This window comes from Micromonospora sp. NPDC048843 (assembly GCF_040649965.1).
In the GTDB taxonomy this organism is placed as follows: Bacteria; Actinomycetota; Actinomycetes; order Mycobacteriales; family Micromonosporaceae; genus Micromonospora; species Micromonospora hortensis.
The window spans coordinates 1-12,218 of the sequence record NZ_JBEZGJ010000077.1 but is presented as its reverse complement, the minus strand read 5'-3'; the positions used below and the strand labels follow the sequence as shown (position 1 = coordinate 12,218).

General features: G+C 68.1%; 17 protein-coding genes. All 17 read right to left on the bottom strand.

Translation table 11 applies throughout. The features are described from left to right. Positions 1-55: 55 nt before the first annotated feature. Positions 56-334, bottom strand: coding sequence for a 30S ribosomal protein S17 (gene rpsQ, locus AB0C20_RS18920; protein WP_030489590.1), 279 nt, complete (start codon positions 332-334; stop codon positions 56-58). Further along, positions 331-567, bottom strand: coding sequence for a 50S ribosomal protein L29 (gene rpmC, locus AB0C20_RS18915; protein ID WP_007465283.1), 237 nt, complete (start codon positions 565-567; stop codon positions 331-333). Before rpmC ends, rpsQ begins: the two co-directional genes overlap by 4 nt. After that, positions 567-992, bottom strand: coding sequence for a 50S ribosomal protein L16 (gene rplP, locus AB0C20_RS18910; RefSeq protein ID WP_053653940.1), 426 nt, complete (start codon positions 990-992; stop codon positions 567-569). Before rplP ends, rpmC begins: the two co-directional genes overlap by 1 nt. 3 nt (positions 993-995) lie before the next feature. Continuing rightward, complete coding sequence (rpsC, locus tag AB0C20_RS18905) at positions 996-1,865, bottom strand: 30S ribosomal protein S3 (RefSeq protein WP_091402401.1); 870 nt, start codon at positions 1,863-1,865, stop codon at positions 996-998. Further along, on the bottom strand, positions 1,865-2,323 hold the full coding sequence (gene rplV, locus AB0C20_RS18900; RefSeq protein ID WP_007465297.1) for a 50S ribosomal protein L22: 459 nt from the start codon (positions 2,321-2,323) through the stop codon (positions 1,865-1,867). The genes rpsC and rplV overlap by 1 nt, the downstream gene beginning before the upstream one ends. A gap of 41 nt (positions 2,324-2,364) precedes the next feature. Beyond that, on the bottom strand, positions 2,365-2,646 hold the full coding sequence (rpsS, locus tag AB0C20_RS18895) for a 30S ribosomal protein S19 (protein ID WP_007465299.1): 282 nt from the start codon (positions 2,644-2,646) through the stop codon (positions 2,365-2,367). A gap of 12 nt (positions 2,647-2,658) precedes the next feature. Further along, complete coding sequence (gene rplB / locus AB0C20_RS18890; protein WP_053653944.1) at positions 2,659-3,498, bottom strand: 50S ribosomal protein L2; 840 nt, start codon at positions 3,496-3,498, stop codon at positions 2,659-2,661. 12 nt (positions 3,499-3,510) lie between these two features. Continuing rightward, complete coding sequence (gene rplW, locus AB0C20_RS18885) at positions 3,511-3,813, bottom strand: 50S ribosomal protein L23 (protein WP_007465304.1); 303 nt, start codon at positions 3,811-3,813, stop codon at positions 3,511-3,513. Further along, positions 3,810-4,460, bottom strand: a complete 651-nt coding sequence (gene rplD, locus AB0C20_RS18880; protein WP_030489587.1) for a 50S ribosomal protein L4 — start codon at positions 4,458-4,460, stop codon at positions 3,810-3,812. The genes rplW and rplD overlap by 4 nt, the downstream gene beginning before the upstream one ends. Next, positions 4,457-5,122 (bottom strand): 50S ribosomal protein L3, encoded by a 666-nt coding sequence (gene rplC, locus AB0C20_RS18875; protein WP_091402403.1) that lies wholly within the window; start codon positions 5,120-5,122, stop codon positions 4,457-4,459. The genes rplD and rplC overlap by 4 nt, the downstream gene beginning before the upstream one ends. A gap of 11 nt (positions 5,123-5,133) precedes the next feature. Beyond that, on the bottom strand, positions 5,134-5,442 hold the full coding sequence (gene rpsJ, locus AB0C20_RS18870; protein ID WP_007073037.1) for a 30S ribosomal protein S10: 309 nt from the start codon (positions 5,440-5,442) through the stop codon (positions 5,134-5,136). Positions 5,443-5,792: 350 nt separating this feature from the next. Next, the gene (gene tuf / locus AB0C20_RS18865) at positions 5,793-6,986 is read right to left on the bottom strand and encodes an elongation factor Tu (protein ID WP_030489585.1); all 1,194 of its coding nucleotides are present in this window, start codon (positions 6,984-6,986) and stop codon (positions 5,793-5,795) included. A gap of 212 nt (positions 6,987-7,198) precedes the next feature. After that, complete coding sequence (fusA, locus tag AB0C20_RS18860; protein ID WP_357189370.1) at positions 7,199-9,295, bottom strand: elongation factor G; 2,097 nt, start codon at positions 9,293-9,295, stop codon at positions 7,199-7,201. A gap of 74 nt (positions 9,296-9,369) precedes the next feature. Continuing rightward, positions 9,370-9,840: a 30S ribosomal protein S7 gene (gene rpsG / locus AB0C20_RS18855; protein WP_007465317.1), complete on the bottom strand. Its 471-nt coding sequence runs from the start codon at positions 9,838-9,840 to the stop codon at positions 9,370-9,372. 1 nt (position 9,841) lies between these two features. Then, on the bottom strand, positions 9,842-10,216 hold the full coding sequence (gene rpsL / locus AB0C20_RS18850) for a 30S ribosomal protein S12 (RefSeq protein WP_007465318.1): 375 nt from the start codon (positions 10,214-10,216) through the stop codon (positions 9,842-9,844). 506 nt (positions 10,217-10,722) lie between these two features. Next, a complete protein-coding gene (locus AB0C20_RS18845; RefSeq protein WP_357189368.1) occupies positions 10,723-11,103 on the bottom strand; it encodes a hypothetical protein in 381 nt (126 codons plus the stop codon). Between the two features lie 655 nt (positions 11,104-11,758). After that, complete coding sequence (locus AB0C20_RS18840; protein WP_357189366.1) at positions 11,759-12,127, bottom strand: hypothetical protein; 369 nt, start codon at positions 12,125-12,127, stop codon at positions 11,759-11,761. Positions 12,128-12,218 lie beyond the last annotated feature (91 nt).

Sequence of the window (12,218 nt, the reverse complement as noted above, 5' to 3'; positions counted from 1 at the left end):
CCGGAGCCTGGCGGAACCTACGCCCGACGCAACGCCGGGCGAGCTCGAGCCTTCGCTACTTGGCCTTTTCCAGGATCTCCACGATCCGCCAACGCTTGGTGGCGCTCAGCGGCCGGGTCTCCATGATGAGAACCCGGTCACCGGTGCCAGCGGCGTTCTGCTCGTCGTGCACCTTCAGCTTGGCCGTACGGCGCATGATCTTGCCGTACAGCGCGTGCCGAACCCGGTCCTCGACCTCGACAACGACGGTCTTGTCCATCTTGTCGCTGATCACCAGGCCCTCGCGGACCTTGCGGCGCGACCGCGCGGCGGCGGTGGCGGTCTCTTCGGTCATGATGCAGTCACCTCAGTCGGCGCGGCCGAGAGCCCCAGCTCGCGCTCACGCATGATCGTGTAGATCCGGGCGATCTCCCGACGGATGACCTGCAACCGCCGGTTGTTGTCAAGCTGCCCGGTTGCGGCCTGCACGCGGAGGTTGAACAGCTCCGCCTTGGCCTCCCGCAGCTTCGTGACCAGCTCCTCTTCGGAGAGCTCACGCAGCTCGGTCGCCTTAACGCCCGCTGCCATCAGGATTCACCCACTTCGCGCGTAACAATGCGGCACTTCATCGGGAGCTTGTGGATCGCGCGACGCATGGCCTCTCGCGCGGTCTGCTCGTTGGGGAAGGACATCTCGAAGAGAACCCGCCCCGGCTTGACGTTGGCAACCCACCACTCGGGCGAGCCCTTACCGGAACCCATCCGGGTCTCGGCAGGCTTCTTGGTGAGGGCCTGGTCCGGGAAGATCGTGATCCAGACCTTGCCACCACGCTTGATGTGGCGAGTCATCGCGATACGTGCCGACTCGATCTGCCGGTTCGTCACGTACGCCGGCTCGAGAGCCTGGATCCCGAACTCGCCGAACACCACCCGGTTACCACCCTTGGACGCGCCACTGCGGTCCGGGTGGTGCGGCTTGCGGAAGCCCTTCGGGGGCTTGCGCGGCATCAGCATCTGTCAGCCCTCCTGCTGCGTTTCTGCCGGAGCAGCAGTGGCGGCGACAGCTGCGCTGTCGACCGGCTCGCCGCTCGGCGTCTCGGCCTGCTGCGCGATGGTGGTCGCAGCAGCCCGACCGGCCTCGGTGCCACCAGCCGTGGTGCCGGACGAACCCGACCGGCCACGGCGCGGACGCTCGGGACGGTCGCCGCGCTCACCACGACGCGGGCGGGACGGACCGGCCTCGGCCGGAGCTTCCCGGCCCGGGACGGCGTCGCCCTTGTAGATCCAGACCTTCACACCGATCCGACCGAACGTGGTACGGGCCTCGAAGAAGCCGTACTCGATGTTGGCCCGCAGCGTGTGCAGCGGAACCCGGCCCTCACGGTAGAACTCGGTCCGGCTCATCTCGGCGCCGCCGAGGCGACCCGAGACCTGAACCCGGATGCCCTTGCAGACCGGGTTCTTCATCGCCGACTGCATGGCCTTGCGCATCGCCCGACGGAAGCTGACCCGGCTGGACAGCTGCTCGGCCACGCCCTGCGCGACCAGCTGAGCGTCCGACTCGGGGTTCTTCACCTCGATGATGTTCAGCTGAACCTGCTTGCCGGTGAGCTTCTCAAGCTCGCCGCGGATCCGGTCGGCCTCCGCACCCTTACGGCCGATGACGATGCCCGGCCGGGCGGTGTGGATGTCGACCCGGACCCGGTCGCGGGTGCGCTCGATGTCGACCTTGGAAATCCCGGCACGCTCGAGGCCCTTGGACATCATGCGGCGGATCTTGACATCCTCGCCGATGTAGTCCTTGTAGAGCTTGTCCGCGAACCAGCGGGACTTCCAGTCGGTCGAGATGCCGAGCCGGAACCCAGTGGGGTGAACCTTCTGACCCATTACTCGGCGTCCTCCGTCTTGCTCTGCGCTTCGGCCGGTGCGGCCTCCGTGGCCGGGGCGGCCTTCTTCGCCGCGGCCTTCCTCGGCGCTGCCGGCGCGACCGCTTCGACCGCCACAGTGATGTGGCAGGTGCGCTTGCGGATTCGGTACGCCCGACCCTGCGCCCGCGGCTGGAACCGCTTCATCGTCGGGCCCTCGTCCACGAAGGCCTCGCTGACGAGCAGCGCGTCGGGGTCCAGCCGCTCGTTGTTCTCCGCGTTGGCGATCGCGCTAGCGAGCACCTTGTACACCTGCTCGCTCGCAGCCTGCGGCGCGAACTGCAGCACCGTGAGCGCCTCCTTCGCGGGCAGGCCGCGGACGAGGTTGACCACCCGGCGCGCCTTCATCGGCGAGATGCGCACGTGCCGCGCAACCGCCCGCGCGCCCGGAAGCACCGGAGCGTCGCCCTTTCCTGGCATCGCTGTAACCCCTTGTTCCCTCTATCCGTATGCCCGCGGCGTCAGCGCCGACGGCTCTTCCGGTCGTCCTTCTCGTGACCCTTGAAAGTGCGGGTCAGCGCGAACTCGCCGAGCTTGTGCCCGACCATCGCCTCGGTCACGAACACCGGGACGTGCTTGCGTCCGTCATGCACGGCGATCGTGTGCCCCAGCATCTCGGGGATGATCGTCGAGCGCCGCGACCAGGTCTTGATCACGTTCTTGGAGCCCTTGTCGTTCTGAACTTCCACCTTCTTGAGCAGGTGGTCGTCTACGAACGGGCCCTTCTTCAGGCTGCGAGGCATGTCTTATCTCCCTCAGCCGCGCTTACGCGTGGCGTAGCGGCGGCGGACGATCAGCCGGTCACTCGGCTGGCCCTTACGGCGGGTGCGGCCCTCGGGCTTACCCTGCGGGTTGACCGGGTGGCGACCACCGGAGGTCTTACCCTCACCACCACCGTGCGGGTGGTCGACCGGGTTCATGGCGACACCACGGACGGTCGGGCGCTTGCCCTTCCACCGCATCCGGCCGGCCTTGCCCCAGTTGATGTTCGACTGATCGGCGTTGCCGATCTCGCCGACGCTGGCGCGGCAGCGCACGTCCACCCGCCGGATCTCGCCGGACGGCATACGCAGGGTCGCGTACGCGCCCTCGCGGCCGAGCAGCTGGATGCCGACGCCGGCGGAACGGGCCAGCTTGGCCCCGCCACCCGGACGCAGCTCCACGTTGTGGATCGTGGTACCGACCGGGATGTTGCGCAGCGGCAGGTTGTTACCCGGCTTGATGTCGGCGCCCGGGCCGGACTCGACACGGTCGCCCTGCTTCATGTCCTTCGGCGCGAGGATGTACCGCTTCTCGCCGTCGGCGTAGTGCAGCAGCGCGATGCGCGCCGTGCGGTTCGGGTCGTACTCGATGTGAGCGACCTTCGCCGGCACGCCGTCCTTGTCGACCCGCTTGAAGTCGATCAGACGGTACTGACGCTTGTGACCGCCGCCGTGGTGCCGCGTGGTGATCCGGCCGTGGGCGTTACGCCCGCCCTTCTTCGGCAACGGAGCCAGCAGCGACTTTTCCGGCGTGGACCGGGTGATCTCGGCGAAGTCAGCGACACTCGAGCCACGTCGGCCCGGCGTCGTCGGCTTGTACTTACGGATAGCCATTGTCTACACCCCTCAGCTGACCGGGCCGCCGAAGGCCTCGATACGGTCACCGTCAGCCAGCTTCACGATCGCCCGCTTGGTCGCCTTGCGCTGACCGAAGCCGGTCTTGGTGCGCTTGCGCTTACCCTGGCGGTTGAGCGTGTTGACCGTCAGGACGCGGACGTTGAAGATCTGCTGGATAGCGATCTTGATCTCGGTCTTGTTCGCGTCCGGGTGCACCAGGAAGGTGTACCAGTTCCGGTTCAGCTCGCTGTAGCTCTTCTCCGAGACGACCGGCGCCACGATGATGTCGCGCGGGTCGGCGATGGTGCTCACTTGCCACCCTCCTCGGTGGTCTCGGCGGGCACGCCCAGGAACTCGTCCAGGGCGTCCTTGGTGAAGACCACGTCGTCGGCCACCAGCACGTCGTACGTGTTCAGCTGGCCGGACTCGATCAGGTGCACGCGCGGCTCGTTGCGCAGCGACACCCAGTTCAGCTCGTCGGTGCTGCTCAGCACGACCAGGACCCGACGGGCCTCGGTGAGCTTGGTCAGCGTGGCCAGGGCCGCCTTGGTCGACGGCTTCTCGCCCGAGACGAACGCCTCGACGACGTGCACCTGCCCGGCGCGGGCCCGGTCGGAGAGGGCACCCCGCAGAGCGGCGGCCTTCATCTTCTTCGGGGTCCGCTGGCTGTAGTCGCGCGGCACGGGACCGTGCACGACGCCACCGCCGGCGAACTGCGGCGCGCGGATCGAGCCCTGCCGGGCGCGACCGGTGCCCTTCTGCTTGTACGGCTTCTTGCCGCCACCGGCGACCTCGCCGCGGGTCTTGGCCTTGTGCGTGCCCTGTCGGGCCGCCGCGAGCTGGGCCACCACGACCTGGTGCATCAGCGCGACGTTGGCCTGCACGTCGAAGATGTCCTCCGGCAGCTCCACGGAGCCGCTGGTGGTGCCTTCGACGGTGCGCACGTCAACGGTGGTCACTTGGCCGCACCGCCCTTCTTCACCTTGCTCTTGGCCGCGGTACGGACCAGAACGAGCGCGCCCTTGGGACCAGGAATGGCACCCCGGACGAGCAGCAGGTTGTTCTCGGTGTCGACCGCCTGGACGGTGAGGTTCTGCACGGTGTACCGAACGCCACCCATACGGCCGGCCATCCGGGTGCCCTTGAAGACACGACCCGGAGTGGCGCAGGCGCCGATGGAGCCGGGCGAGCGGTGCTTGCGCTCGACGCCGTGACCGGCGCCCAGGCCGTGGAAGCCGTGCCGCTTCATCGGGCCGGCGTAGCCCTTGCCCTTGGTCTTGCCGGTGACGTCGATGGTGACGCCAGCCGGGAACTCCTCGACAGTGACTTCCTGGCCGAGCGAGTATTCCCCAGCGTCAGTGGTGCGCAGCTCGACGATGTGCCGGCGCGGCGCCACGTCCGCCTTGGCGTAGTGCCCGCTGATCGGCTTCTTGACCTTGCGCGGGTCGATGGTGCCGTACGCGAGCTGGACCGCGGAGTAACCGTCCTTCTCGGCGCTACGAACCTGGCTGATGACGCACGGGCCGGCCTCGACCACGGTCACGGGAACAACACGGTTGTTCTCCCAGACCTGGGTCATGCCGAGCTTGGCGCCCAGGATCCCCTTGACTTGCCTGTCCATTTGTCCGGTCCCTACAGCTTGATCTCGATGTCGACGCCAGCCGGCAGGTCGAGGCGCATGAGCGAGTCGACCGTCTTCGGGGTCGGGTCGATGATGTCGATCAGCCGCTTGTGCGTGCGCATCTCGAAGTGCTCGCGCGAGTCCTTGTACTTGTGCGGCGAGCGGATAACGCAGAAACGGTTGATCTCCGTGGGCAGCGGCACCGGGCCCGCGACCTGCGCCCCGGTGCGCGTCACCGTCTCGACGATCTTCCGAGCCGAGGAGTCGACGACCTCGTGGTCATAGGCCTTGAGCCGGATGCGGATCTTCTGTCCCGCCATGGTGGCTTCTGTTCCTTCTCTCGATGCCGCTGTGTTGCGGGCGCCTGTACCGGCTGGCACAGGCCCACTTCGCCGACCCCCGCGGTCGGGCGTGTCGCGCCCTCGGGCCGAGCTCCGCCCCTAGGTACCGGAGTGGTGCTGACCGCACGGGGGGTCAAGGCGCCGATCGCATTACCGCGACCTGAACGCCGTGCGAGGGTGGTTGGCGACTGGGCCGCCAACCACCCTACGCTCGACTGCCTCGCCACCCGGAGGTTCAGCGAAAGCCGAACACAGGCGACGAACTGTCGTTACGCAACCTGACTAGTATGCCGCACGACCGGCGGCGGGTCTAATCGGGGTTACCTAGTTCACTTGTTAATCTTGGTGACGAACCCGGCGCCGACGGTGCGGCCACCCTCGCGGATCGCGAACTTGAGGTTCTCCTCCATGGCGATGGGCTGGATCAGCTTCACCGACATGGACGTGTTGTCACCCGGCATGACCATCTCGGTGCCCTCGGGGAGGGTGACGACACCGGTGACGTCAGTGGTCCGGAAGTAGAACTGCGGGCGGTAGTTCTGGAAGAACGGGGTGTGACGGCCACCCTCCTCCTTGGAGAGGATGTAGACCGTCGCCTCGAACTCCGTGTGCGGGGTGTTCGAGCCCGGCTTCACGACGACCATGCCGCGCTCGACCTCGTCGCGCTTGGTACCACGCAGCAGCAGGCCGACGTTCTCGCCTGCGCGGGCGTCGTCAAGGGTCTTCCGGAACATCTCGATCGCGGTGACCTTGGTCTTGAAGCTCTTCTCCTTGATACCGACGAGCTCGACATCCTCGTTCGGCAGGAGAACGCCGCGCTCCACGCGACCGGTGACGACGGTGCCACGACCAGTGATCGTGAAGACGTCCTCAACCGGCATCAGGAACGGCTTGTCAACCTCGCGCTCCGGCTGCGGGATCGAGGTGTCGACAGCGGTCATCAGGTCCAGCAGCTTGCCGGTCCACTCGGGGTCACCCTCGAGGGCCTTCAGCGCCGAAACCCGAACGACCGGCAGGTCGTCACCCGGGTACTCCTGCGAGGAGAGCAGCTCACGGACCTCGAGCTCGACGAGCTCCAGGAGCTCCTCGTCATCGACCATGTCGCTCTTGTTGAGCGCCACGACGATGTACGGCACACCGACCTGACGGGCCAGCAGCACGTGCTCGCGGGTCTGCGGCATCGGGCCGTCGGTCGCCGCGACCACCAGGATCGCGCCGTCCATCTGCGCGGCACCGGTGATCATGTTCTTGATGTAGTCGGCGTGCCCAGGGCAGTCGACGTGCGCGTAGTGCCGCGACTCGGTCTGGTACTCGACGTGCGCGATCGAGATCGTGATGCCGCGGGCCTTCTCCTCCGGCGCCTTGTCGATCTCGTCGAACGGCGTGTAGGGGTTCAGGTCCGGGTACTGGTCGTGCAGGACCTTGGTGATGGCCGCCGTCAGCGTCGTCTTACCGTGGTCGATGTGACCAATGGTGCCGATGTTGACGTGCGGCTTAGTCCGCTCGAACTTAGCCTTCGCCACTGGTGTCCTCCTGTGGACTTCTTGGTTCGTACGCCCGGCGCGCCGGTCGGCGCTTAGGACTCTGTCGACAGCCTTTCCGGCCTGAAGGCCGGAGAGCCTTTGTGGGTTCTGCGGCGATGAAGCCTACAGGCCCGGTCTCACGCGATCCGATCGTGGTGGTCGCGGGCGGGTGAAACCTCCCGCGACCAACCACGAATCACCTGCTCAGGGCGTTACTCGCCCGTTGCCTTGGCGATGATCTCCTTCGCGACGCTCTGCGGAACCTCGGCGTAGGAGTCGAACTGCATGCTGTAGCTAGCCCGGCCCTGGGTCTTCGACCGCAGGTCGCCGACGTAGCCGAACATCTCCGACAACGGCACCAGGGCCCGGACGATGCGGGCGCCGCTGCGCTCCTCCATCGCCTGGATGATGCCGCGGCGGGAGTTGAGGTCACCGATGACGTCACCCATGTTCTCCTCAGGAGTGGTGACTTCAACGGCCATCATCGGCTCGAGCAGTGCCGGATCGGCCTTGCGGGCCGCGTCCTTCATCACCATCGAGCCGGCGATCTTGAATGCCATTTCCGACGAGTCGACCTCGTGGTACTGGCCGTCCAGCAGGGTCAGCTTCACGCCGACCAGCGGGAAGCCCGCCAGGATGCCGTACTGCAGCGCGTCCTGCGCACCGGCGTCCACCGAGGGGATGAACTCCCGGGGGATGCGGCCGCCGCTGACGGCGTTGGCGAACTCGTAGGTCGGCGAGTCGTTGTCCAGCGGAAGCGGCTCGACGCTCACGATCACGCGGGCGTACTGGCCGGAACCACCGGTCTGCTTCTTGTGGGTGTACTCGACCTTCTCCACCTTGCGGCGGATGGTCTCGCGGTACGCCACCTGCGGCTTGCCGACGTTCGCCTCGACGTTGAACTCGCGGCGCATCCGGTCGACCAGGATGTCCAGGTGAAGCTCACCCATGCCGGAGATGACCGTCTGACCGGTCTCCTCGTCCAGCTGGACGCGGAAGGTCGGGTCCTCCTCGGCCAGGCGCTGGATGGCGGTACCCAGCTTCTCCTGGTCGGACTTGGTCTTCGGCTCGATCGCCACCGAGATGACCGGCTCCGGGAAGGTCATCGACTCCAGGATCACCGGGTTCGCCGGGTCGGAGAGAGTGTCGCCGGTGGTGGTCTGCTTGAGACCCTGCACGGCGATGATGTCGCCGGCCTGCGCCGACGGACGCTCTTCCCGCTTGTTGGCGTGCATCTGGTAGATCTTGCCGATGCGCTCCTTGCGGTCCTTGGTGGAGTTGACCACCTGGGAACCGGAATCGAGCGTGCCGGAGTAGACCCGCACGTAGGTGAGCTTGCCCAGGTGCTTGTCCGTCTGGATCTTGAAGGCCAGGCCGGAGAAGGGCTCCGAGTTGGACGGCTTACGCAGCAGCGGGGTCTCGCCGTCGGTGGCCGTACCCTCGATCGCCGGAACGTCCAGCGGCGACGGCAGGAAGTCGACCACGGCGTCGAGCATGGGCTGAACGCCCTTGTTCTTGAACGCCGAGCCGCAGAGCACCGGGTTGGCCTTGCCGGCGATCGTGGCACGCCGGATGGCGGCCTTGATCTCCTCGGCGGGGATCTCCTCGCCCTCCAGGTACTTCTCCATCACCGCGTCGTCGACGTCGGCGAGGGTCTCCATCAGCTTCTCGCGCCACTCGGCTGCGGAGTCGGCCAGCTCGGCCGGGATCTCCTCAACCGCGTAGTCCTCACCCTTCTGGGTCTCCCCGCGCCAGGTGAGCGCGCGCATGCCGATCAGGTCGACGACACCGATGTGGTCACCCTCGAGCCCGATCGGGATCTGGAGCACCAGCGGGGTGGCGTTCAACCGGTCGATCATCATCTGCACGCAGCGGAAGAAGTCGGCGCCGGTCCGGTCGAGCTTGTTGACGAAGCACATACGCGGGACGTTGTACTTGTCGGCCTGCCGCCAGACGTTCTCCGTCTGCGGTTCCACGCCGGCGACACCGTCGTAAACCGCTACCGCACCGTCCAGGACCCGCAGCGACCGCTCGACCTCGACCGTGAAGTCGACGTGGCCAGGCGTGTCGATGATCTGGATCGTGTGGTCTTTCCACTCACACTTGGTAGCAGCGGAGGTGATGGTGATACCACGCTCCTGCTCCTGCTCCATCCAGTCCATGACGGCAGCGCCCTCGTGGACCTCACCGATCTTGTACGTGATGCCGGTGTAGAACAGGATTCGCTCGGTGGTCGTGGTCTTACCGGCATCGATGTGCGCCATGATGCCGATGTTGCGTACCTTGGCGAGCGCGTCTGCGGCGGCCACTTCAATCCCTACTTATCGTCGTCTCGACTCAACTGGTGGCGGTTCCGGCGCCCGGAGGCGCCGGAACCAGGGTGTTACCAGCGGTAGTGCGCGAAGGCCTTGTTCGACTCGGCCATCTTGTGCGTGTCCTCGCGCCGCTTGACGGCGGCACCGAGGCCGTTGCTCGCGTCCAGCAGCTCGTTCATCAGCCGCTCGACCATGGTCTTCTCGCGCCGGGCGCGGGAGTACGTGACCAGCCAGCGCAGGCCCAGGGTGGTCGCCCGGGTCGGACGGACCTCGACCGGAACCTGGTAGGTGGCGCCACCGACACGACGGCTGCGCACCTCGAGGGTCGGCTTGACGTTGTCCATCGCCCGCTTGAGGGTGACGACCGGGTCGGTGCCGGACTTCTCGCGGCAGCCCTCGAGGGCCGCGTACACGATGGACTCGGCGAGCTGACGCTTGCCGCGGAGCAGGATCTTGTTCACGAGCTGGGTGACCAGCGGCGAGTTGTACACCGGGTCAGCGACCAGTGGCCGCCGCGGAGCGGGTCCCTTACGCGGCATGTCAGCTCTTCTCCTTCTTCGCGCCGTAACGGCTGCGCGCCTGCTTGCGGTTGCGGACACCCTGGGTGTCCAGCGAGCCGCGAACGATCTTGTAACGCACGCCGGGGAGGTCCTTCACCCGGCCGCCGCGAACGAGCACGATCGAGTGCTCCTGCAGGTTGTGACCGACGCCGGGGATGTAGGCGGTCACCTCGATCTGGCTGCTGAGCTTCACGCGAGCGACCTTGCGCAGCGCCGAGTTCGGCTTCTTCGGGGTGGTGGTGTACACGCGAGTGCACACGCCGCGCCGCTGAGGGGAACCCTTCAGCGCCGGGGTCTTGGTCTTGGTCGTCTTCGCCTGGCGGCCCTTTCGGACCAGCTGCTGGATCGTGGGCACCGGGTTTCTCCGCTCCCTTCGGCCGCATCGCGGCCGCGCCGTCTGCTCGTTAGCCGGCCTGATGACCGGCTCTCCTACATTCCGACCAGGGTCGCCTTGCGGAGACCCCGGCACCCGCGGTCGGGCGTGTCGCCCTCATCACGGCCCAGTTGCGACGCTTTCGCGTGCGTACCGGGTTTGGTCACCGGCGCGCGGGTCGCCCCGCCCCGGATCTTTGGCTTGTCGTGCCGCCGTCCGTAAGCCGGAAACAGCGCACGCACGAGTTGCCCGGGCATGCCCGGGCACAAGGGGAAAGAGTACCTACCACAACCGCCCAGGTCAAAACGGAATGGCCCGGCGACCGTCTCACAACCGCCAGCCGGATCTCGTCCTGCCCCGTCGCCCGCGATGGGCACCTACGAATACAAGTGTACCGGCTTCCCCGCGGAAGCACCCATCGCCCCCGGGGTGACCGGAACCCTTCCGCGGATAACCCCCGTCAGGTGCCGGATCTCTCGGTGTGACCCTCACGTCAGGGCGAGAAGCAGGGCAAGACCCAGGCCCAGCAGGCTGAGCAGCGCCCCCGCCGCGCCGCAGCTGATGCCGGCCATTGCCAGCCCGCGGCCGGTGAACTGGACCGCGGAGGGCGCAGTCGGCCGCCGGATCTGCCGCCGGGCGAGCAGCCCGATGACGACCGCCGCCCCGCCGGCCAGCACACCCAGCGCGGCGAACGCCCCGGAGGCCCAGGCCCCGCCGTCGTTAGTGAAGGCCACTCCGAAGCAGATCACCAGCAGTGAGACCAGGAGGGAGGCGATCCCCGCCACCAGCGCCCCGATGGCCAGCCCGGAGGTGACCGGTGCCACGTCCAGATGCACGACGCCGAACGGCGTACCCGAAACCGCCTCCACCCGCTTCGGGGGCCGGCGTTGGTCGTCAGTGGGCGGCGGTACCGAACGCCCCGGCGTGCCACCCCACCCTGGGCCGTGCCCTGCCGGCGGCGGACCCCAGCCGGGCGGCGCCCCCGGTCCGGACGAAGGCGGACCCCAGCCGTACGGCCCAGCCGGCCCAGACGAGGACGGACCCCACCCAGGCGGCACACTCGGCGCAGCCGACGACGGACCCCACCCAGGCGGCCCAGCCGGCGCAGACGACGGCGGGACCCAGCCGTACGGGACTCCCGAACCAGCCGCCGGCGGGCCCCAGCCGGGCGGCACCCCCGGCCCGGAGGTCGGCGGGCCCCAGCCCTGCGGCTGGGTGGCGCCGGGGGTCGCGGTCGGGCCCCAGCCGTTCGGACCCCAACCGGGGGGCGGCGCCGCAGGGGGTGGCGGGCCCGGAGTGGACACCGGTGGGTGTGGCTCGCCGCTCGGACCGGGTCGCGCCCAGTCGCTCGGCTCGGCTGGCGGAGCCGGCGGGTCCGGCTGACCGGCCGGTTCGTCCGCAGGGGGCCGCGCCGGTTCCGTCACGAGGTCCTCCTGTCGAAAGGCCGCCGCCGCCACACGGCGGACATCGGCCAGGCTACCGCCGCGAGCACCGCCGCCCGCGCCGGGCGCGGTCACCGGTGGCTCAGTCCATGTTCGCCGGGTAGTCGTGGCCGAACGGGGCACCGGCCAACCGGACCACCCCGATGACCACAGCGGCCACCACACTGACAGCGACCAGCACCAGGCCGGTCCAGGCCATCCACTCCCCCCGCCGCAGCCAGATGCCGCCGGTCAGGAAACCCCCCGAGGCGTACGCCTCCCGGCGCGCCTGCCGAGCCAGTTGCAGGGCCACAGTGGCTGGCACCACGCCACCGATGAACAGCCCGGTCAACATGCCGAGCAGGCCCAGCGCGAAGACCGCCCGTGCCTTCGAGGCTCGGGCCGGGTCCGGGTCCAGCGGGTGGCGCACGCCCTGCGGGGCGACGGACACCTGCCCGGGTGCTGTCGTCATCCCCCCATCATGCCGAACCCGGCCCAGGGGTGGGTGGGCACGGACACGACGAGGCCCCCGGCTTTCACACGACGAGGCCCCCGGTGAAAGC

Excerpts from the sequence above, each read along its gene's own strand:
- rpsQ (WP_030489590.1), bottom strand. The coding sequence starts at position 334 with ATGACCGAAGAGACCGCCACCGCCGCCGCGCGGTCGCGCCGCAAGGTC.
- rpmC (WP_007465283.1), bottom strand. The coding sequence starts at position 567 with ATGGCAGCGGGCGTTAAGGCGACCGAGCTGCGTGAGCTCTCCGAAGAG.
- rplP (WP_053653940.1), bottom strand. The coding sequence starts at position 992 with ATGCTGATGCCGCGCAAGCCCCCGAAGGGCTTCCGCAAGCCGCACCAC.
- rpsC (WP_091402401.1), bottom strand. The coding sequence starts at position 1,865 with ATGGGTCAGAAGGTTCACCCCACTGGGTTCCGGCTCGGCATCTCGACC.
- rplV (WP_007465297.1), bottom strand. The coding sequence starts at position 2,323 with ATGCCAGGAAAGGGCGACGCTCCGGTGCTTCCGGGCGCGCGGGCGGTT.
- rpsS (WP_007465299.1), bottom strand. The coding sequence starts at position 2,646 with ATGCCTCGCAGCCTGAAGAAGGGCCCGTTCGTAGACGACCACCTGCTC.
- rplB (WP_053653944.1), bottom strand. The coding sequence starts at position 3,498 with ATGGCTATCCGTAAGTACAAGCCGACGACGCCGGGCCGACGTGGCTCG.
- rplC (WP_091402403.1), bottom strand. The coding sequence starts at position 5,122 with ATGGACAGGCAAGTCAAGGGGATCCTGGGCGCCAAGCTCGGCATGACC.
- rpsJ (WP_007073037.1), bottom strand. The coding sequence starts at position 5,442 with ATGGCGGGACAGAAGATCCGCATCCGGCTCAAGGCCTATGACCACGAG.
- rpsG (WP_007465317.1), bottom strand. The coding sequence starts at position 9,840 with ATGCCGCGTAAGGGACCCGCTCCGCGGCGGCCACTGGTCGCTGACCCG.
- AB0C20_RS18840 (WP_357189366.1), bottom strand. The coding sequence starts at position 12,127 with ATGACGACAGCACCCGGGCAGGTGTCCGTCGCCCCGCAGGGCGTGCGC.